A 19146-nucleotide genomic window follows, 5' to 3' on the forward strand; every position below is an offset into this window, starting at 1 on the left:
GAGATCAGATGTCAGACGCTGCTGCGCATCACGACGATCACACCCCCAGCATCTGGGACTGGAAGCGCTGGGTGTATTCCACCAACCACAAGGACATCGGCACGATGTACCTGATCTTCGCGATCTTCGCGGGGGTCATCGGCGGCGCCATGTCCGGCCTCATCCGTTGGGAGCTCGCAGAGCCGGGCCTTCAGGTCTTCAACAACGGCTTCTGGGGCAATGAGCATAACTACAACGTCATCACGACCATGCACGGTCTGATCATGATCTTCTTCATGGTCATGCCCGCCATGATCGGCGGTTTCGGCAACTGGTTCGTGCCGCTGATGATCGGTGCGCCGGACATGGCCTTTCCGCGGATGAACAACATCTCGTTCTGGCTGCTGCCCTTCTCCTTCCTGATGCTGATCGGCTCGATGTTCGTGCCAGGCGCAGGCGGGGATGACGGCTTTGGCGGCGGCTGGGTGATGTATCCGCCCTTGTCGACATCCGGGCATAACGGCCCGGCCTTCGACATGGTGATCTTCTCGCTGCACATCGCCGGCGTCAGCTCGCTTCTGGGCTCGATCAACTTCATCACCACGATCTTCAACATGCGTGCGCCGGGCATGACCCTGCACAAGATGCCGCTGTTCGTGTGGTCGATGCTGGTGACGGCGTTCTTGCTGCTGCTGTCGGTTCCGGTTCTGGCCGGCGCCCTGACCATGCTGCTGACGGATCGTAACTTCGGCACGACCTTCTTTGATCCCGCCGGCGGCGGCGACCCGATCATGTACCAGCACCTGTTCTGGTTCTTCGGTCACCCCGAAGTGTACATCCTGATCCTGCCCGGCTTCGGCATGATCAGCCACATCGTGTCCACCTTCTCGCGCAAGCCGGTCTTTGGCTATCTGGGCATGGCTTACGCCATGGTCGCCATCGGCTTCATCGGCTTCATCGTGTGGGCGCACCACATGTACACCGTGGGCCTGAACGTGAACCTGAAAGCCTATTTCGTGGCCGCCACGATGATCATTGCGGTGCCGACCGGCATCAAGATCTTCTCGTGGATCGCCACCATGTGGGGCGGCTCCATCCAGTTCCGCACCCCGATGATCTGGGCGATCGGCTTCATCTTCCTGTTCACCGTGGGCGGCGTGACCGGCGTGATGCTGTCAAACGCCGGCATCGACCAGTCGCTGCACGACACCTATTACGTGGTGGCGCACTTCCACTACGTCTTGTCGCTGGGCGCTGTGTTCTCGATCTTCGCCGGTTTCTACTACTGGTATGAGAAGATTTTCGGCATCAAGTTCAACGAGACGCTGGCGAACATCCAGTTCTTCTTCTTCTTCGTGGGCGCCAATCTGATCTTCTTCCCGCAGCACTTCCTGGGTCTGCAGGGCATGCCGCGCCGGTATGTGGATTATGCCGATGGCTATGCGATGTGGAACATGGTCTCGTCTCTGGGTTATGTGGTGATGCTGGTCGGTATGGCCGCATTCTTCCTGGTGCTGATCGAGTCGATCATGCGTCGCCGCCCGGCCGAGGCCAATCCGTGGGGCGAAGGCGCAACCACGCTGGAGTGGACGCTGTCTTCTCCGCCGCCCTTCCACCAGTTCAACGAACTGCCGCGCATCAAGTAGCGGTTGGTTGATCGATTTGACGGAACCGGAAACGAACACCGTGACCGACCTCTCCGCTGATCTTCGCAAGGGCGGCGCTGCTGATGCAGCGCCGCCCAGCGATCCTTCGGACGCCGCAAAGCTGGCGTCCTGGCGAGACTATGTCTCGCTGATGAAGCCGCGCGTCATGACCCTGGTGGTGTTCACCGGTCTGGCGGGGTTCGCGGCTGCGCCTGTGAGCGTGAATTTTCTGACCGCCGCCATCGCCATGCTGTGCATCGCCGTCGGCGCAGGCGCGGCGGGCGCGTTCAACATGGCCTATGACGCCGATATCGACGCGATCATGAAGCGCACCCGGCGCCGTCCGGTGCCCACAGGGCGCGTGCCCGCCAGCGAGGCTTACGTGTATTCCGGCGTCATGGCGCTGGCGTCTGTCTTGTTGATGGCGCTGGCGACCAATTATGTCGCCGCAGGGCTTCTGGCGTTCTCGATCTTCTTCTACACGGTGATCTACACCATGTGGCTGAAGCGCTCGACGCCGCAGAATATCGTTATCGGTGGCGCTGCAGGCGCCTTTCCGCCGATGATCGGCTGGGCCGCCGCCACGGGCGATGTCAGCCTCAATGCGGTGCTGCTCTTTATGATCATCTTCCTGTGGACGCCGCCCCATTCCTGGGCGCTGGCGCTTTACAAATCGGGCGATTACTCCGCCGCCGGGGTGCCGATGATGCCGGTCGCCAAGGGCGCGAAATCAACTCGCATCCAGATCCTCATCTACACCGCGCTCTATCTGGCGGCGACGGCTGGACCGATCGTAACCGGTCTGGGCGGCTGGGCTTACACCGGGGCCGTCGTGCTGGGCGGGGCGCTATTCGCGCTGCTGGCCGTGAGGGTCTTCCTGTCGCGCGCGGGTGACGCCAACGCCGCTGAAGACGAGCTTTATGCGGTGCGCGCCGGCGACAAGGCCGCACGGGATCTGTTCGCTTATTCCATCGCCCATCTCACCTTGCTGTTCGCCGCCTTGCTCGTCGAGCATGGCGCGGGTGGCTACAAGCCGGTTCTGTCCCTCTTGGGAGGCGCATGATGAGCGACCCCGAAACGACGCTGCAATCTCCACAGCCCGCTACGAAGGCGGAGCCTAAGCCAGACGCGGAGACAGTGGTTCTCACCGATGAGCAGAAAGCGGCGCGCAAGAATCGCAATCGCGCCATCGCTTTGGGCCTGTTCGCGTTTGTGGGATTGATCTTCGTGACCACGATGGTCCGTCTGGCGACCAATTATAATACGGGAGGCTGACCGCTCATGTTTTCCAGGCTCAATAAGAATACCAAGGTCTTCGCCCTGTGCGGCGGGATCATTCTGGGCATGGTCGGCATGGCGTACGCAGCGGTGCCGATTTATGACCTGTTCTGCCGGGTGACCGGCTATGGCGGCACGACCCAGGTCGTCCAATACGATCCGGGCCAGGTGCTTGATCGCGAAGTGACGGTGCGATTCGACGCCTCGCGCTCGCGCGACTTCCCTTGGGAGTTCGAGCCGCTTCAAAATGAAATGACGGTGCGCGCAGGCGAGACGGCCTTGGCGTTTTACCGCGCGACCAACACCTCTGACCGCCCTGTGACGGGCATCGCCAGCTATAATGTGACCCCGTTCAAGATGGGGCCGTATTTTTCCAAGCTGGAATGCTTCTGCTTCACCGAGCAGACGCTCGATCCGGGGCAGTCCATGGATATGCCTGTGATCTTCTTCGTAGATCCCCTTATGGACGAAGATGACCGGTTGGATGATATCCGCACGATGACGCTGTCCTACACGTTCTGGGAAAGCGGCGACGAGCGGGTCTATGAAACTGCAGACGCGTCTGGTTCGGACGCTGAAGCCCAGTAGCGCGCAAGCGTGTGATGAATTGAATACCGGGACGGGCGCCCTTATAGAAGCGCTTGGAAATTGACCCGGAACTTTCTGGCGGGAGACTCTCATGGCCGGCGCAGCCGTTAAACACGATTATCACCTCGTTGATCCCAGCCCGTGGCCGTTCGTCGCCTCTCTTGGCGCGTTCGTGCTGACGTTTGGCGCGGTCGTCTTCATGAAGGGGCTGTCGACCAACGAAGAGTCGATCTTCTACTTCTTCCTCCAGCAGGGCTCTCCGGTCCTGATGATGCTGGGCTTCGCGATCATCATCTATGTGATGTTCGGTTGGTGGGGCGACATCATCAAGGAAGGTCAGAAGGGTGACCACACGCCGGTCGTCGACATCGGTCTGCGTTACGGCATGATCCTGTTCATCGTCTCAGAGGTGATGTTCTTTGCGGCCTGGTTCTGGATGTTCTTCGACATGGCGCTGTTCCATGCCGACCGGGCTGGTGCGGGCTGGACGGGCGAAGCTCTGGGCATTGATTATTCCGGTTGGGAAGCCGGCGTTCCGGGCATCCAGACCTTTGACCCCTTCCACCTGCCGCTGATCAACACGCTGGTTCTGCTGCTTTCGGGCACCACGGTGACCTGGGCGCACCACGCCCTGCAGCATGGCGACCGCAAGGGCGCGACGCTGGGCACGCTGCTCACCGTCATCCTCGGCGTCTGCTTCACTGCGCTGCAAGTGTATGAATACACGCACGCCGCCTTCGGCATTTCGGGCAGCTTGTATGGCGCGACCTTCTACATGGCCACTGGCTTCCACGGCGCGCACGTGATCATCGGCACCATCTTCCTGGCGGTCTGCCTGATCCGTCTGATGATGGGTCACTGGACCAAAGAAAAGCATTTCGGCTACGAGGCCGCCGCCTGGTACTGGCACTTCGTGGACGTGGTCTGGCTGTTCCTGTTCGCCTTCGTCTATGTGGCGTTCGCAGGTCTCGGCACCGTGCACGGGGCTGGCCATTAATGACTGAAACGAGCCCCTTTCTCGCCGGCCTGCTCGGGCGCTGCCCGCGCTGTGGCAAGGGGGCTCTGTTTCGCAGCTATCTCAAGGTCGCGGACGCCTGCGGCGTCTGCGGCCTTGATTTCTCTAGCGAGGACTCAGGGGACGGCCCCGCCGTTTTCGTGATGTCCATCGTTGGGTTCATCGTCGTTCCCGCCGCCCTGGCGATGGAACTGGCGGCCTCGCCTCCCGTCTGGGTTCACATGCTGGTCTGGCTGCCGCTGGCGACCCTTTTGACCTTGCTGATTCTGCCGCCCTTCAAGGCGACCTTGTTCGCTCTGCAGTGGACGCATAACGCCCATGAAGCCCAACTTGATCTCGACCCGGTCGAGACTGAGCGTGTGGGCGAGGGGACGGATCCTTCCCGTACCGATTCCGACGCGGCGTAATGTCATGGCGAGGTTTCGCCCCTATCCCGTCCTGACCCTTCTGATGCTGCCAGCGCTGGCCTTGCTGTTATGGCTGGGTAGCTGGCAGCTGGATCGCCGCGCCTGGAAAGTGGAGCTGCTGGCCCAGTACGCGGCGACGGCGGACGCGCCGCCCATCACCCTGTCTGAAGGCTTGTGTCAGGGCTTGGCGGAGACCGGCCGCCGGGTGATTGAGCCGAATGTAGACGAAGCGGCGACGCTTGTTCGCGTGTCCGGACGCAATGCGCAGGGCGCGCCAGGCTGGCGTTTGTTCACCGCCGTTCGGGTGTGTGACCGCCAAGAGCGGGTTCTGGTTGAGACCGGGTTTGAAGGGCTTCAAACCGCCACACGCGCCGATGACGGCGCGCCGGTCGTATTGGCTCAAGCTGATGCATTGCGCTTTGAAACGCCTTTGGGCACGGGGGTTTTCACCCCGCCCTCAGATGTCGAGGCGAACATGTTCTACGCGTTTGATCTCGCTGGCATGAGCCGTGTGCTCGAGATCGAGCCTGAGATGCTGAATACACAGTTCTGGCTGGCGAAAAGCACGGGCGAGCCGCCGGCCTATCTGACCCAGACCCCGCCTGAACGGCATCTGGCGTATGCAATTACCTGGTTCGCCATGACGCTGGCTTTGCTGGCTGTTTACTTCGCGTATCATATACAGGCCGGCCGCCTTCAGTGGCGTGGCAGGTAAGTTGACGGCGAAGGACACCCCAGATGGCGCTCTGGCGAGAAGACATGCAAGAGACGATTCTGTGGTCTGAGGGACTCAGACTGCGCCATCCTCAGCTGGAGGATTACGAGGCGTGGGCCAAGCTGCGCTCCGCCAGCCGGGCGCATACCGAACCGTTTGAACCGGCCTGGGCGGAAGACGAACTGAGCAAGTCCGCCTTCAAGCGCCGACTGCGTCGCTATCAGACCGATATCGAGAACGGGACGGGCTATCCGTTTTTCATTTTCCGGGCGTCAGATGATGTGCTGGTCGGCGCCTGCAATCTCAACAATGTGCGGCGCGGCGTGCTGCAGGCCGCCGATATTGGCTACTGGATCGGCTCGCCCTATGTGCGCAAGGGTTATGCGCGCGCAGCCGTGCGGCGGGTTCTGGGCCATGCGTTCTCCACCTTGCGCCTGCACCGTGTGGAGGCTGCGACGCGGCTCGATAATGATGCGTCACGCCTGTTGCTGACATCGGTGGGGTTCACCCCGGAAGGGGTGGCGCGCGGGTATCTGAAAATCTACGGTGAATGGCGCGACCATTTGAAATTCGCAATTCTGACGACGGACCCCATCCGATGACCGATCCCGCCGCGCTTGGACCCTATCAAGATGCGGTGGCGGCGGCCGGAGCGTTGGCGGTGGAAATCGGGTTTCTCGATGACTCCCTGCATCTTGGAGGGGAGGCCCTGTCTTTAGGGTTGGGCGCGCTAAGCGCTGAAGGCGGCTTCAACCAGCTTCGCAACAGACTGGCGCCGGCGGACCAGCCACGTCTGGACGTGCTGCGGCGCGTCGGACCGTGCGATGTGCGCCTGCGATTGCTCGGGGATGACCATCAGGTGCGCTATGTGCGTCTGATCGGGCAGGGCGACGGGCTGAACTGGCGCGGTCTGATGCTGCCCGCAGGCGGCTCGGCGGGTGTTCGCGCCGACATGGATATGGAGACCGCGCTGGCGGAGGCGTTGCAGGCGGGGGATGTCTGCGCCTTTTACCAGCCTGTGGTCGACCTTAAAACACGCACCTTGGCGGGATTTGAAGCGCTCGCCCGCTGGGACCGTCCCGGTGTGGGCATATTGGGCGCGGAAGAGTTCATGCCGTTGGCGCAGTCGCATGGCTATATCGAAGCGGTGGGGGAGAGCGTGCGCGCCATGGCGGTGCTGGATCTCTCCGCCTGGCAGGCCGCCTATAGCGGCGCCCTGGACTTGTTCGTCACCGCCAACGCAACAGCGACAGAGGTCAGCGCGCCTGATTTCGCGGATCGTCTGTTGGAGGCGGTGAGCGCGGCGCGATTGCCGGCGGGCGGCTTCAAGCTGGAAGTCAATGAAACCGATGTGATGTTGGACCCGGACGCCGCCGAACGCACGCTGAACGCGGTGCGCGATCAGGGCGTGCCGATCGTTCTGGATGATTTCGGGACCGGGTATTCCTCGCTGGCGCGTCTCGACCGGTTCGCTTTTGACGTGGTCAAGCTCGACCAGTATTTCATCCGCGCCGCGCTGACGGACGGCTCCGCCCGGTCCATCATTTCATCGGTGGTCCGGATTGCGGAAAGCTATGGCATGCAGGTGGTCGCGGAAGGCGTGGAGACCGAAGCGGCCCAGACGCTGTGTCTGGATCTGGGCTGTGATTACGGTCAGGGGTTTTTGTATGCTCAGGCGCTCGCCCCGCAAGATGCGGCTCAGGCTGTCACCGCGGGGCTGAAAACCCGCTTTCATCCCGCCCGGAGAACGCAAGCCTGAGCTCGCTCAACCTCCGGCCCGAACAGCTAGAAATACCACAGGGCGTTGACGGAGCCTGACGTCAGGGCGAGCGGAAAGAGCACGACAGCCAAGCCCAGAACACCCAGCACAAAGGCTTTCGCAACAGTATTGCGAGCCCGAGTGAAGCGAACAAATCGCTTGCGGTGTCTTTGCAGGGACATGCGATCACCAAAACACGTCAGAGGGGAATTCCTCATTCATTGAACGCAAATCCGGCGTCAAGTCAACGGTGAATGTGGCGATGCGGAAATATTAGGCGTTGCCGCTGGACGCGGTCAGAAATTCCGGCGTCACGCCAAGCTTGCTGAGCGCACGCGCCCATTTGTCTTCGGGTTTGTCGTCGAAGATCAGGCTGTGGTCTGCATCCGCCACCAGCCAGGCGTTCAGGCTGATTTCGTCTTCAAGCTGCCCCGCGGCCCATCCCGCATAGCCGAGCGCCATCAGCGCGCGCGCCGGCGCCGCGTCTGAGGCCAGGGCGTTGAGGATCTCTTGGGTGGCGGTCAGCCCCAGATCCTCGCCGACCCGCTCGGTCGCGGGGCCGCAGGCCACATCCAGCGTATGCAGAACGAAACCGCGATCGCGATCTACAGGGCCGCCTTCCAGAACGGGCGCGTCCGCCGTCTGCGCGCCGCCCGCCACGTCCAGCTGGTCGAGAAGATCGGGCAGGCGGAAACCGGTCATCGGGCGATTGAGGATAATTCCCATGGCGGTCTCAGAATCATGCGCGCACATATAGATCACTGTGCGGTCAAACCTGGGATCGCCGATCAAAGGACTGGCGATCAACAGCTTTCCGCCCAGATATCCAGATTGGGTATGAGGCTGTGGCGCGTCCATACACACAGCTTTTCCTTAAGCGAGGCGATTGTCCAGCCCTGCCCGCGCTCGCGCTGTCTTGTCGCGGGGCGGGGGGCGTCTTAAGTCTGGGCGGAGTTCATTATTCCATCGGAGCCCCCCATGACCCTCTCAGTCGGCGACACCCTGCCTGACGTCACCTTCATGACCATGACCGCAGACGGCCCGCAGCCGATGAGCACGGATGACGTGTTCGCGGGCAAGCGCGTGGCGCTGTTCGCCGTGCCCGGCGCCTACACCCCGACCTGTTCGGCCAAGCACCTGCCGGGCTTCATCGAGAAAACGTCCGAGCTTCAGGCCAAAGGCGTGGACCGGATCGCCTGCACCTCAGTCAATGATGTGTTCGTCATGGGCGCCTGGGGCAAGGATCAGGGCGTGGGCGACACTGTCCTGATGCTGGCGGACGGCAATGGCGATTTCGCCTCGGCGCTCGGGCTTGAAATGGACGGGTCGGCGTTCGGCATGGGAAAACGGTCCCAACGCTATGCGCTGGTGGTCAACGACAAGGTGATTGAGCACTTCTTCCTGGATGAGCCGGGCAATTTTGAAGTGTCTTCCGCCGAGCATGTGCTCAAGGCGCTTTAAGCTCCAGAGCGCCTGACCTGAAACAGACCCCGGCCCGGCGCTTCGCCGGGCCGGGGTTTTCGGTTTTAAAGCGTCGAGATCGCGTCGCGCGCCAGCTGATCGGCGCGTTCGTTTTCGGGGTGGCCGGCATGACCCTTCACCCATTCCCATTGCACATCGTGCTTTGAGGCGATGGCGTCGAGCCGTTTCCACAAATCATCATTCTTGACCGGTTTCTTGGCGGCGGTTTTCCAGCCATTGCGCTTCCAGCCATGAATCCATTTGGTCACCCCGTCGCGCACATAGGTGCTGTCTGTGACCAGCCGCACTTTGGACGGGGCTTTCTTGAGCGCCTCGAGCGACGCGATCGCCGCCATCAGCTCCATGCGGTTATTGGTGGTGTCCGCCTCCGCGCCGGACAATTCCTTCTCATGGCCGTTCCAGTGCAGGATCGCGCCCCAGCCGCCGGGGCCGGGATTGCCTGAACAGGCGCCGTCGGTGTGGATGAGAATGGTGTTGTCGGCCAAGGCGTCCTCGAGAATTCTAGCTGGGCGTGACGGGCCATTTGCGGCCCAGATCATCAAGTCCGGCTTGAATGAGTTCGCTCAGAACGTCCATATCAACATCTGCGAGCTTTGACACATACAAGCAGCTCTTGCCTGTCTTGTGCTTGCCCAGCCGGTTCAGGATTTCGGAGTAATCGGCATAGCCGGGCATGATGTAGACGGAGAGGTTCGATTTGCGCGGGCTGAAGCCGGTGGCGAGAAAATCGCCTTCGCGGCCGCTGTCATAGCGATAATGGTAGGATCCATAGCCAATCATGCTCGGTCCCCACATCTTGGGCGACCAACCCGTGACGCGCTGGAACAGGGCGTTGAGCGCTTGCCCGTCTTCTCGTCGGCGTTCAGGTTCGACAGCGCCGAGAAACGTGTCGACGTCCACTGGGGTGGGCTGGGTCTTGTTCTGGGCCATGCGCGCCTCCTGACGGAGAGCTTACGCCACTTCCTTGGGCAGTTTGAAGACCACGTTTTCCTCAGCCACCCGCACTTCGCGGATATGCAGGGTGTAGCGGCGGGCGAGGGCGGACAGCAAACCCTCCACCAGCTCTTCAGGTGCGCTGGCGCCGGCAGAGACGCCCAGACGTTCCACGCCATCAAGCCAGGACCAGTCAATCTCTTCGGCTTTCTGCACCAGATGCGCAGTCTTGGCGCCCGCGCGTTCGGCCACCTCCACCAACCGCACCGAGTTGGATGAGTTCGGCGCGCCGACAACCAGCACCAGATCGGCGCCTTCGCCGATGGCTTTCACCGCCGCCTGCCGGTTGGTGGTGGCGTAGCAAATGTCTTCCTTGTGCGGGGCGGCGATCTTCGGGAAGCGCTTTTGCAGAGCCGCGACAATGTCGGCGGTATCGTCGACTGACAAAGTGGTCTGGGTGACGAAGGCGATATTGTCAGGGTCTTTCGGCTCGAAGCGTTCGGCGTCTTCCACCGTTTCGATCAGATGCATCACGCCGTCGGGCAGCTGGCCCATTGTGCCGATCACCTCAGGGTGGCCGGCATGACCGATCAGCAGGATTTCCTGACCGGATTTGTGATGACGCTGCGCCTCCACATGCACCTTGCTGACCAGCGGGCAGGTGGCGTCCACATACAGCATGTCGCGGCGAGCGGCCTCGGCAGGGACGCGCTGCGGCACGCCATGGGCTGAAAACACCACCGGGCGATCATCCGGACATTCGTCGAGCTCCTTGACGAACACGGCGCCCATGGCCTCCAGACGATTGACCACATGTTTGTTGTGAACAATCTCATGGCGTACGAATACCGGCGCGCCATAGCGCTCGAGCGCTTTCTCCACAATCTGAATCGCCCGGTCCACACCGGCGCAAAAACCGCGGGGAGAGGCCAGCTGGACGGTCAAAACGGGTTTGTCGGTCATGGATTTCCTCTGCGGGGAAAGGCGGCGGGGCGTTGCCCTGTCCGCGCGCGCGTCGTACAGACTGCTCTAGCAGACACCGTGCGCCCCGCGAAGGGGGGCATGCCGTCCTCTGAGATGGTTCGCCATCCGAACGCCTTGAGGTTATTCATGCGCCTGTCCGTTCTGAGCCTGTCCGTCGCTGCTTTGGTCCTGTCCGGGTGCTCCACCCTGCGTAACACCATCTCGGAGCCGGATCCCAATCCAGGACCTTGCCCGAACGCGCTGGCGCTGTATGACGCCCACCGCCTGGTGGAGATCAATGGCGAAAACCCTGTGTATGAGAATGTGGGGTTCACGGGCGAAGTTCTCAATGTCGCCAGCAATTGCCGCTACACCGACCGCAACGCCGATCCGCTTGAAATGGAAATGGCGGTTCGGCTGGCCTTCGGTCGTGGCCCTGCGGCGCAGGGCATGACGAAAACCTATGAGATGTTCGTCGCCGTCACCCGGACCGACCGCGTGGTGATCGATCGTCAGGTCTATCCTATCACGGTCACGTTCGAGCCGGGCGAAGACCGGGTGGAAGTGATCGAGGAGTTCAACTCCATCTCCATTCCGCGCGCGTCGCCGACCACGTCGGGCTCCAACTTCGAAGTTCTGGTGGGGTTCGAGCTGACCGATGAACAGCTGGACTTCAATCGCGGCGGCCTGCGCTTCCGCGTCCGGGCCGGACAAGACGATTAAAACATTCAGGACGTCATGACTTCGATTGTCGAACAACTGACCAGCGCCGTCGGCGCTGCGTTCGAGGCCGTTGGCCTTTCCGCCGATCTGGGCGCGGTGTTTGAATCCGACCGCCCCGATCTTGCGCCCTATCAGTGCAATGGCGCGATGGCGGCGGCCAAGCAGGCCAAGAAAGCGCCGCGCGCCGTCGCTGAAGACGTGAAGGCGGAGCTCAACGCGCAGCATCCGGAGCTGGAGATTGAGATCGCCGGACCCGGCTTTCTCAACATCACGCCGGCGAGCCCGGTCTACGCGATCCGCGCCAATGGACTGGCCGAGGATGACCGCGTCGGCGGTCGTCAGAGCGCAGCCCCCAAGCGGGTGATGATTGATTTCGGCGGTCCCAATGTGGCCAAGCCCATGCATGTGGGCCATTTGCGCTCATCAGTGATCGGCGACAGCCTGCAGCGCCTGATGCGCTTTCGCGGCCATGACGTCACCTCCGACATCCACCTCGGGGATTGGGGCCTGCAAATGGGCCATCTGGTCACCGAGCTGCAGGACGAGCAGCCGGACCTTGTCTATTACGACGCTGATTTCACCGGGCCGTATCCAGATGAGCCGCCGGTGACGATTGACGATCTGGCGCGGCTCTATCCCCAAGCCTCCGCCAAGGCCAAGGACGATCCTGACCGCAATGCCCGCTCGCGCAAGGCCACGGCCGAATTGCAAGCTGGACGTCCGGGCTATCGCGCGCTGCTGCGCCATTTCATCAATGTGTCGATTGCGGCGCTGAAAGATGATTTCGGCGCGCTGGGCGTGCATTTCGACCTGTGGAAGGGCGAAAGCGACGTCAATGATCTGATCGCGGGCCTGGTCGAGGACTTCAAGGCGCGCGGCGTGGCTGAAGAGAGCGACGGCGCCTGGATTGTGCGCGTGGCCCGTGAGGACGACAAGAAGGATCTGGCGCCGCTGATCCTGGTCTCAAGCCAGGGCTCGGCGCTGTATGCGACCACCGATCTGGCGACCATTCTGGACCGCAAGCAGCAGCAAAACCCTCAGCTGACCCTGTATGTGGTTGATCTGGGCCAGTCGGATCACTTCGAACAAGTGTTCCGCGCCGCCTACAAGGCCGGTCTCGCCGACGAGGGCGCGCTGGAGCATGTGAAGTTCGGCACGGTGAACGGGACTGACGGCAAGCGCTTGCGCACCCGCGCGGGCGGCACCTTCCGTCTGGCGGATCTCATCAGCGAAGCCCGCGAGCGGGCGCGGGCGCGTCTGAACGAAGCGGGACTGGGTTCGCAGCTGACCGAAGACGAGTTTGAGACTGTGGCGCGGGCCGTAGGCAACGCCGCGATCAAGTTCTCTGATCTGCAAAATGTCCGCACCACCAACTACATCTTTGATCTGGATCGCTTTGTCAGCTTTGAAGGCAAGACCGGACCGTATCTTCAGTATCAGGCCGTGCGCATCAAATCGCTGCTGAAAAAAGCCGGCGAGCAGGGGATCGAGCCCGGCGCGGTGACGATGTCCGACAAGGCTGAGGCGGCGCTGATCCGGCGTCTGGACGCGTTTGACAGCGCGCTCGGCCGCGCCGAGCGGGACCGGGCGCCGAACGTTCTGTGCGAGCACGCTTTTGGACTGGCGCAGGCGTTTTCGGGTTTTTACGCCGCCTGTCCGATCCTGCCGGAAAAGGACGAGGCGATCCGCGCGTCGCGCCTGGCGCTCGCTGGAACCACGCTCAAACAGCTCGAGATCGTGCTGGGCCTGATCGGCATCGACGTACCCGAGCGGATGTAGGCGGCTTTTTCGCCATGCTGCAGCGCCCAATCGCGATTGACTCATATCCGTCAAACGCTAGGTTTGCGCGTCGGTGCAGACCCGCCGGGAGGCGCGCTGCAGCGGGGATACATGAGGTCACTTGCGGGAGAGACCGGCCGAAGACGCCGGCGCCGAAGGCGCAACCGCCCCGGAAACGCTCAGGCTAACGGACCGCAAGCCTAAGACCTAACGCTGGAAAGCGGGCGCTGAGTTTCAGACGCCCCACCGAAGGAGCAATGCGCGCGCCTGTCTTTCAAGGCGCGACGCGGGAATCTCTCAGGTCTTCAAGACAGCGGGGGCGATTCGGAGCCGGCATGAGCCGCGCTACGCCCGCAACCCGCATGCTTGAGGCCAGACATGACCGACACGCTCAACCGCACGCCGCTTTATGATCTTCACGTTGAACTGGGCGCCAAAATGGTGCCGTTCGCCGGGTATGACATGCCCGTCCAGTATGACGGCGTCATGGCCGAGCATAATCATACGCGCGCGGCGGCGGGCCTGTTTGACGTCTCCCATATGGGCCAGGCGCGCCTGATCGGCGACGAGGCGGCGCTCGAAGCGCTGATCACCGCTGACCTTGCTGCGCTGCAGCCGGGTGAACAGAAATACACGCTGCTGCTGAACCCTGAAGGTGGGGTCAAGGACGATTTGATGGTTTCCCGCCCCGACGATGAGGGGCTGTTCCTGGTGGTGAACGCCGCCTGCAAGCGCTCTGACTTTGACTACATCATTGAAGCGACCAAAGGCGTCGCCGAGCTGGTCGAGCTGGACGGCCGCGCGCTTCTGGCGCTGCAGGGGCCGCAGGCTGGCGCCGTGATGGCGGATCTCTGCCCGGACGCGGCCAAGATGGTGTTCATGCAGGCGGGCTGGTTTGAAATCGACGGCCTGCGCCTGATGATTTCGCGCTCGGGTTATACCGGCGAGGACGGGTTTGAAATCTCCGTCGCCAACGAACACGCCAGCGATTTCGCGCGCAAGCTGCTGTCTGATGAGCGCGTAAAGCCGATCGGGCTGGGCGCGCGCGATTCCCTGCGCCTTGAAGCCGGTCTGTGCCTGTATGGCCATGACATGGACGAGACCACCTCGCCCATCGAGGCGGGGCTGATCTGGGCGGTGGCGAAATCGCGCCGCGAGCGCGCCGATTTCCCCGGCGCCGCGCGCATCCTCAAAGACATCGCCGACAAGCCCGCGAAAAAGCGCGTGGGCCTGGCGCTGAAAGACCGCGCCCCGGCGCGCGAGGGCACCGAGATCGCCGTCAATGGCGAGATTGTCGGCGTGGTGACGTCGGGCGGGTTCGGCCCGACCGTCGGCGCGCCGATCGCCATGGGCTTTGTGCGCACCGATCTGTCGGCGCCCGGCACGCAGGTTGATTTGATGGTGCGCGGCAAGGCGCGCCCGGCTGAAGTGGTGAAAACGCCCTTCGCGCCGCATCGTTTTTATCGCGGTTGATCCCGCACGATTTCGCTCTGGAGGAGACGTCTGATGAGCACCCGATTTACCAAAGACCATGAATGGATCCGTGTTGACGGCGAAGAGGGCGTTGTGGGCATCACCGCCTACGCCGCCGAACAGCTGGGCGATGTGGTGTTTGTCGAGCTTCCCGAAGTGGGAAAGACCGTGTCCGCCGGCGATGAGCTGGCCGTGGTGGAAAGCGTAAAAGCCGCGTCTGAAGTTTATGCGCCGGTGTCTGGCGAAGTGATCGCCGTCAACGACGTGCTGGAAGGCGAGCCCGCCAAGGTCAATGAAGCGCCGGACGGCGAAGGCTGGTTCGTCAAGATCAAGCTGTCTGACAAGAGCCAGCTCGACGCCATGATGGATGACGCGGCCTACGCCGAACACATCAGTTAAGCCTCGACGCCGGACGGCGTCGATCTACATGCAGCGACTAGACCGGCGGCTCGACTTCAGAGCCGTCCGACCTGCTTTATGAAAGAAGGTGGATCGCCATGCGCTATCTCCCGCTGACCGACGCTGACCGGGCCGAGATGCTCGATACGATCGGTGTGGATTCTGTCGACGCCCTGTTTGAGGACGTGCCCCAGAAGGTGCGCCTGGACGGGCCGGTGGATTTGCCGCTCCATAAGAGCGAGATGGAGGTCGAGCGCCTTCTGACGAAGATGTCGCGCAAGAACATCGCCGCGTCTGAAGCGCCGTTCTTCGTGGGGGCGGGCGCGTACAAGCACCACATTCCCGCCAGCGTCGATCACCTGATCCAGCGCTCGGAATACCTCACCAGCTACACGCCTTATCAGCCAGAAATCAGCCAGGGCACGCTGCAGACCCTGTTTGAGTTCCAGACCCAGGTCGCGCTTCTGACCGGCATGGAAGTGGCGAACGCCTCCATGTATGACGGCTCGACCGCGTGCGGCGAAGCGGTGCTGATGGCGTGCCGGATCACCAAGCGCTCCAAGGCGATCCTCAGCGGCAATCTGCATCCTCACTATGCGGCGGCGACCCATACGCTGGCCAAATACATGGATATCGAGATCCGCGATGATGCCGCCAAGCCCGGCGGGCTGGACGATATCGCGGCGGACATTCCCGATGATGTGGCCTGCGTGGTGGTGCAGAACCCTGACGTGTTCGGTCAGGTCCATGATCTTGAGCCCATCGCCAAGGCCGCCCATGAAAAAGGCGCGCTGCTGATCGCGGTCTTCACCGAGGCTGTCTCGCTGGGCCTGATGAAAACGCCTGGCGCTATGGGCGCGGACATCGTGGTCGGCGAAGGCCAGTCCATCGGCGTCGGCCTGCAATTCGGCGGCCCGCATGTGGGTCTGTTCGCCTGCCGCGGCGATCGCAATTTCATCCGCAACCTGCCCGGCCGCCTGGCGGGGGAGACCGTGGATGCGGACGGCCGCCGGGGCTTTGTGCTGACGCTGTCGACCCGCGAACAGCATATCCGCCGCGACAAGGCGACCTCGAACATCTGTACGAACTCCGGCCTGATGACCTTGGCCTGGACGATCCATATGTCGCTTCTGGGCGATACGGGACTGCGCACAATGGCCCAGCTGAGCCATGAGAAAGCGTGTGATCTGGCGGACCGTCTGAGCGCGCTTTCCGGCGTGGAGCTGGTCACGGGCGCCTTCTTCAACGAGTTCACCCTGCGTCTGCCGAAAAACGCGGCGGACGTGGTGGAAGCGCTCGCGGACAAGGGCGTTCTGGGCGGCGTGCCCGCCAGCCGGCTATATCCGGGCAAGGGCTATGACGATCTGCTGATCGTCGCGGCCACTGAAACCAACTCCGAAAGCGATCTCGACGCGTTCGAAGCGGCTCTGAAAGAGGTGCTGTAATCATGGCGATGAATACTCAAGGCCGTCCCTCCCGTCCGCTGCACACGCCCGATCCTGGCGCGTATGACGACACCTTCTCAGGCTCCAAAGGGCTTGATCAGGCCGAACCGCTGATCTTTGAGCGGCAGACTTATGACAAGACCGGCGTCGATTTTGAAGCGCCAAAGGGCAAGCCCTTGCGTCTGGGCGCGCTGGAGCGGACCGACGATCTGGGGCTTCCGGGGCTTAGCGAGCCTGAAGCCATGCGCCATTATGTGCGCCTGAGCCGGAAGAATTACGCCATCGATATCGGGCTCTATCCGCTGGGCTCGTGCACGATGAAGCACAATCCGCGTTTGAACGAGAAGCTGGCGCGTCTGCCGGGCTTTTCCGACATTCACCCGCTGCAGCCGCAATCCACCGTTCAGGGCGCGTTTGAGCTGATCGGGGATCTGGCCCATTGGCTGATGACGCTGACCAATATGCCCACCGTGGCGATGAGCCCGAAAGCCGGCGCCCATGGCGAGCTGTGCGGCATGATGGCGATCCGCGCGGCGCTCGACGCCCGCGGGGAAAGCCATCGCCGGCGCGTGCTGGTGCCTGAAAGCGCACACGGCACCAATCCGGCCACGGCGGTTCAGTGCGGCTTCCATGTGGACGAGATCCCGGCGAACGCCATAGGCCGTGTGGACATGGAGGCGTTCAAGGCCAAGCTTGGGGACGATGTGGCGGCGATCATGCTGACCAACCCCAACACGTGCGGCCTGTTTGAAAGCGATATCCGCGAGATCGCCGATCTGATGCACGAGGCGGGCGGTTATTTCTATTGCGACGGTGCGAACTTCAACGCCATTTCCGGCCGGGTGCGCCCGGGCGATCTGGGCGTGGACGCTATGCACTTCAACCTGCACAAGACCTATTCCACGCCCCATGGCGGCGGCGGGCCCGGCTCGGGGCCGACGGTCTTGTCTGAAGCGCTGGCGAAATTTGCGCCGCTGCCGTTTGTCATCAAGGATGGCGACAGCTGGCGCATGGTCGAGGATGAGGCGGACGCCAAGGCCCAGGGCGCTGACCCGTTTGGCCGCATGGTCGCCTTCCACGGCCAGATGGGCATGTTCACCCGCGCCATGAGCTATATGCTCAGCCATGGCGCAGACGGCCTGAAAATGGCCAGTGAAGACGCCGTGCTGAATGCAAACTATGTGCTCGCGCGCCTCAAAAACGTCATGACGCCGTCTTTTGACGGTTTGTGCATGCACGAAGCGCTGTTTGACGATCGTTTCCTGAAAGACACCGGCGTCACCACGCTCGACTTTGCGAAAGCCATGATCGATGAGGGCTACCACCCCATGACCATGTATTTCCCGCTGGTCGTGCATGGCGCCATGCTGATCGAGCCCACCGAGTCTGAATCTAAAGCCAGCGTGGACCGGTTGTGCGACACGCTGGAAGCACTGGCGGGGGCCGCCAAGGCCGGGGAAACCGAGCGTTTCACCGCCGCGCCGCGGTTTGCGCCGGCCAAGCGTCTGGATGAAACCCGGGCCGCCCGTCAGCCGGTCCTGCGCTGGACGCCGCCTTCTACGGACGCGCAAGCGGCGGAGTAAGGCCTGCGTCGATATGAGGGCATTGCGCCACACTGCCCTGAAATCGACATGTCCAGCTGCAAGAATGTGAGAGTCGCCATCCGGTACGGGTTGAACCGGATGGCGGCCGCCTCGACATTAGCGTACGAGGTATGGATCGAGCGTGGAAAACGACAAGGTAAAACCCAAGGTGGCGATGAACGACACACCGAATGGCTGGGCGCGCAATGGCGTCAATGGCGTGACCAGCGTCTTGCTGGTGGTGTTGCGTGCGATTGCCGTGGCCTTGGCGATATTCTTGTTGGCGATTTCCATCCCGCTGTTTTTCCTGCCCATTCCGCTCGGTCTGCCGCTAGCGATCATTGGTCTGATCCTGCTGGCGATGACGTCCAAGCGCGCCCACACCTTCATCACCGACTGGCTGAAACGTCATCCGGGCGTGTGGGAGCGGGTCAAACACATCTTTGACCGGTTCCATAAGGACTAGGATCTATGGGCTTTACCGGCTTGCGGCTGGTGAGGTCGCTTGACGCTTTTCCAACCGCCTCGAAGGCTTCGCCTGGCCTTCTCGTACGCTCTCTCGATTTTGATACGGAAACCGGCGCCGCCCGGGCCTTGCTCAACCACGCCTATCGCGGCGGCGAGGGGGAGCGGCTCGAGGCTGAAGACTGGCGCCAATCGATTCAGAACGACGCAGAGTTTGATCCTGATCTATGCCTTGTGGCGTATGATGCGCGCTCTGAAACGCTTGCAGGCGTCATACAGGCGTGGACCACCGGCTTCATCAAGGATCTGGCTGTGCACGACGCCTGGCGCACGCAGGGCGTTGGTCTGGCGCTGGTGGCCGAGATTGGCGTGCGATTGCGGGCAAGGGGGCTTGAAGAGATCAGCCTCAAGGTCGTGCCGGGCAATCTGGGCGCGATCGCGTTCTATGAAGCCCTGGGGTTTGATCGTGATGGCGTCGAGGGCTGAGCATTCGGTCGACGGCGCCTCCGGATCG

22 protein-coding genes and 1 riboswitch are annotated in these 19146 nt (G+C 62.3%); of the genes, 18 read left to right on the top strand and 4 right to left on the bottom strand.

From position 1 onward, the window contains the following. Positions 1 to 8 precede the first annotated feature (8 nt). From ctaD to ACQ66J_RS11120, 9 genes are all read left to right on the top strand, one after another. Positions 9 to 1625, top strand: coding sequence for a cytochrome c oxidase subunit I (gene ctaD, locus ACQ66J_RS11080; RefSeq protein ID WP_430431683.1), 1617 nt, complete (start codon positions 9 to 11; stop codon positions 1623 to 1625). A 40-nt stretch (positions 1626 to 1665) separates the two neighbouring features. Next, on the top strand, positions 1666 to 2688 hold the full coding sequence (gene cyoE, locus ACQ66J_RS11085) for a heme o synthase (protein ID WP_430432252.1): 1023 nt from the start codon (positions 1666 to 1668) through the stop codon (positions 2686 to 2688). Further along, positions 2688 to 2900, top strand: coding sequence for a hypothetical protein (locus ACQ66J_RS11090; protein WP_430431684.1), 213 nt, complete (start codon positions 2688 to 2690; stop codon positions 2898 to 2900). Before cyoE ends, ACQ66J_RS11090 begins: the two co-directional genes overlap by 1 nt. A gap of 6 nt (positions 2901 to 2906) precedes the next feature. Continuing rightward, complete coding sequence (locus ACQ66J_RS11095) at positions 2907 to 3491, top strand: cytochrome c oxidase assembly protein (RefSeq protein WP_430431685.1); 585 nt, start codon at positions 2907 to 2909, stop codon at positions 3489 to 3491. Between the two features lie 91 nt (positions 3492 to 3582). After that, positions 3583 to 4488: a cytochrome c oxidase subunit 3 gene (locus ACQ66J_RS11100; RefSeq protein WP_430431686.1), complete on the top strand. Its 906-nt coding sequence runs from the start codon at positions 3583 to 3585 to the stop codon at positions 4486 to 4488. Beyond that, positions 4488 to 4913 carry a DUF983 domain-containing protein gene (locus ACQ66J_RS11105; RefSeq protein WP_375549705.1) on the top strand — a complete coding sequence of 142 codons (426 nt, stop codon included), beginning with the start codon at positions 4488 to 4490 and terminating at the stop codon, positions 4911 to 4913. The genes ACQ66J_RS11100 and ACQ66J_RS11105 overlap by 1 nt, the downstream gene beginning before the upstream one ends. 4 nt (positions 4914 to 4917) lie before the next feature. Continuing rightward, positions 4918 to 5628, top strand: a complete 711-nt coding sequence (locus tag ACQ66J_RS11110; protein ID WP_430431687.1) for an SURF1 family protein — start codon at positions 4918 to 4920, stop codon at positions 5626 to 5628. 23 nt (positions 5629 to 5651) lie between these two features. Further along, on the top strand, positions 5652 to 6230 hold the full coding sequence (locus ACQ66J_RS11115) for a GNAT family N-acetyltransferase (RefSeq protein WP_375549703.1): 579 nt from the start codon (positions 5652 to 5654) through the stop codon (positions 6228 to 6230). After that, a complete protein-coding gene (locus ACQ66J_RS11120) occupies positions 6227 to 7387 on the top strand; it encodes an EAL domain-containing protein (protein ID WP_430431688.1) in 1161 nt (386 codons plus the stop codon). The genes ACQ66J_RS11115 and ACQ66J_RS11120 overlap by 4 nt, the downstream gene beginning before the upstream one ends. A 273-nt stretch (positions 7388 to 7660) precedes the next feature. Here ACQ66J_RS11120 and ACQ66J_RS11125 read toward each other — a convergent pair whose 3' ends face one another. Further along, a complete protein-coding gene (locus ACQ66J_RS11125; RefSeq protein WP_430431689.1) occupies positions 7661 to 8245 on the bottom strand; it encodes a YqgE/AlgH family protein in 585 nt (194 codons plus the stop codon). Positions 8246 to 8365: 120 nt separating this feature from the next. Here ACQ66J_RS11125 and ACQ66J_RS11130 point away from each other — a divergent pair, with 120 nt between their 5' ends. Continuing rightward, positions 8366 to 8848, top strand: a complete 483-nt coding sequence (locus ACQ66J_RS11130; RefSeq protein ID WP_375549699.1) for a peroxiredoxin — start codon at positions 8366 to 8368, stop codon at positions 8846 to 8848. A 65-nt stretch (positions 8849 to 8913) separates the two neighbouring features. Here the strand turns inward: ACQ66J_RS11130 and rnhA are convergent, their stop codons facing one another. The 3 genes from rnhA to ispH are packed head-to-tail and all read right to left on the bottom strand — an operon-like array spanning position 8914 to position 10765. Continuing rightward, the gene (gene rnhA, locus ACQ66J_RS11135; protein ID WP_375549698.1) at positions 8914 to 9354 is read right to left on the bottom strand and encodes a ribonuclease HI; all 441 of its coding nucleotides are present in this window, start codon (positions 9352 to 9354) and stop codon (positions 8914 to 8916) included. 16 nt (positions 9355 to 9370) lie between these two features. Beyond that, positions 9371 to 9799 carry a DUF1801 domain-containing protein gene (locus ACQ66J_RS11140; protein WP_430431690.1) on the bottom strand — a complete coding sequence of 143 codons (429 nt, stop codon included), beginning with the start codon at positions 9797 to 9799 and terminating at the stop codon, positions 9371 to 9373. Between the two features lie 21 nt (positions 9800 to 9820). Beyond that, on the bottom strand, positions 9821 to 10765 hold the full coding sequence (gene ispH / locus ACQ66J_RS11145; RefSeq protein ID WP_430431691.1) for a 4-hydroxy-3-methylbut-2-enyl diphosphate reductase: 945 nt from the start codon (positions 10763 to 10765) through the stop codon (positions 9821 to 9823). A gap of 99 nt (positions 10766 to 10864) precedes the next feature. Between ispH and ACQ66J_RS11150 the strand changes: the two genes are divergently transcribed. The 8 genes from ACQ66J_RS11150 to ACQ66J_RS11185 all read left to right on the top strand — a co-directional run bounded on the left by ACQ66J_RS11150 (position 10865) and on the right by ACQ66J_RS11185 (position 19118). Continuing rightward, a complete protein-coding gene (locus ACQ66J_RS11150) occupies positions 10865 to 11488 on the top strand; it encodes a hypothetical protein (protein WP_375549695.1) in 624 nt (207 codons plus the stop codon). 15 nt (positions 11489 to 11503) lie between these two features. Next, positions 11504 to 13267 carry an arginine--tRNA ligase gene (gene argS, locus ACQ66J_RS11155; protein WP_430431692.1) on the top strand — a complete coding sequence of 588 codons (1764 nt, stop codon included), beginning with the start codon at positions 11504 to 11506 and terminating at the stop codon, positions 13265 to 13267. Positions 13268 to 13381: 114 nt separating this feature from the next. Then, positions 13382 to 13472, top strand: a riboswitch (glycine riboswitch). Positions 13473 to 13645: 173 nt separating this feature from the next. After that, the gene (gene gcvT, locus ACQ66J_RS11160) at positions 13646 to 14740 is read left to right on the top strand and encodes a glycine cleavage system aminomethyltransferase GcvT (RefSeq protein ID WP_375549693.1); all 1095 of its coding nucleotides are present in this window, start codon (positions 13646 to 13648) and stop codon (positions 14738 to 14740) included. A 33-nt stretch (positions 14741 to 14773) separates the two neighbouring features. Then, on the top strand, positions 14774 to 15139 hold the full coding sequence (gene gcvH, locus ACQ66J_RS11165; RefSeq protein ID WP_375549692.1) for a glycine cleavage system protein GcvH: 366 nt from the start codon (positions 14774 to 14776) through the stop codon (positions 15137 to 15139). Positions 15140 to 15237: 98 nt separating this feature from the next. Beyond that, the gene (gcvPA, locus tag ACQ66J_RS11170; protein WP_430431693.1) at positions 15238 to 16584 is read left to right on the top strand and encodes an aminomethyl-transferring glycine dehydrogenase subunit GcvPA; all 1347 of its coding nucleotides are present in this window, start codon (positions 15238 to 15240) and stop codon (positions 16582 to 16584) included. A 2-nt stretch (positions 16585 to 16586) separates the two neighbouring features. Continuing rightward, complete coding sequence (gene gcvPB / locus ACQ66J_RS11175) at positions 16587 to 18167, top strand: aminomethyl-transferring glycine dehydrogenase subunit GcvPB (RefSeq protein WP_430431694.1); 1581 nt, start codon at positions 16587 to 16589, stop codon at positions 18165 to 18167. A gap of 142 nt (positions 18168 to 18309) precedes the next feature. Further along, positions 18310 to 18633 carry a hypothetical protein gene (locus ACQ66J_RS11180; protein WP_375549689.1) on the top strand — a complete coding sequence of 108 codons (324 nt, stop codon included), beginning with the start codon at positions 18310 to 18312 and terminating at the stop codon, positions 18631 to 18633. Between the two features lie 5 nt (positions 18634 to 18638). Beyond that, on the top strand, positions 18639 to 19118 hold the full coding sequence (locus tag ACQ66J_RS11185; RefSeq protein WP_430431695.1) for a GNAT family N-acetyltransferase: 480 nt from the start codon (positions 18639 to 18641) through the stop codon (positions 19116 to 19118). Positions 19119 to 19146 lie beyond the last annotated feature (28 nt).

This window comes from Oceanicaulis sp. (genome assembly GCF_965284345.1).
In the GTDB taxonomy this organism is placed as follows: Bacteria; Pseudomonadota; Alphaproteobacteria; order Caulobacterales; family Maricaulaceae; genus Oceanicaulis; species Oceanicaulis alexandrii_A.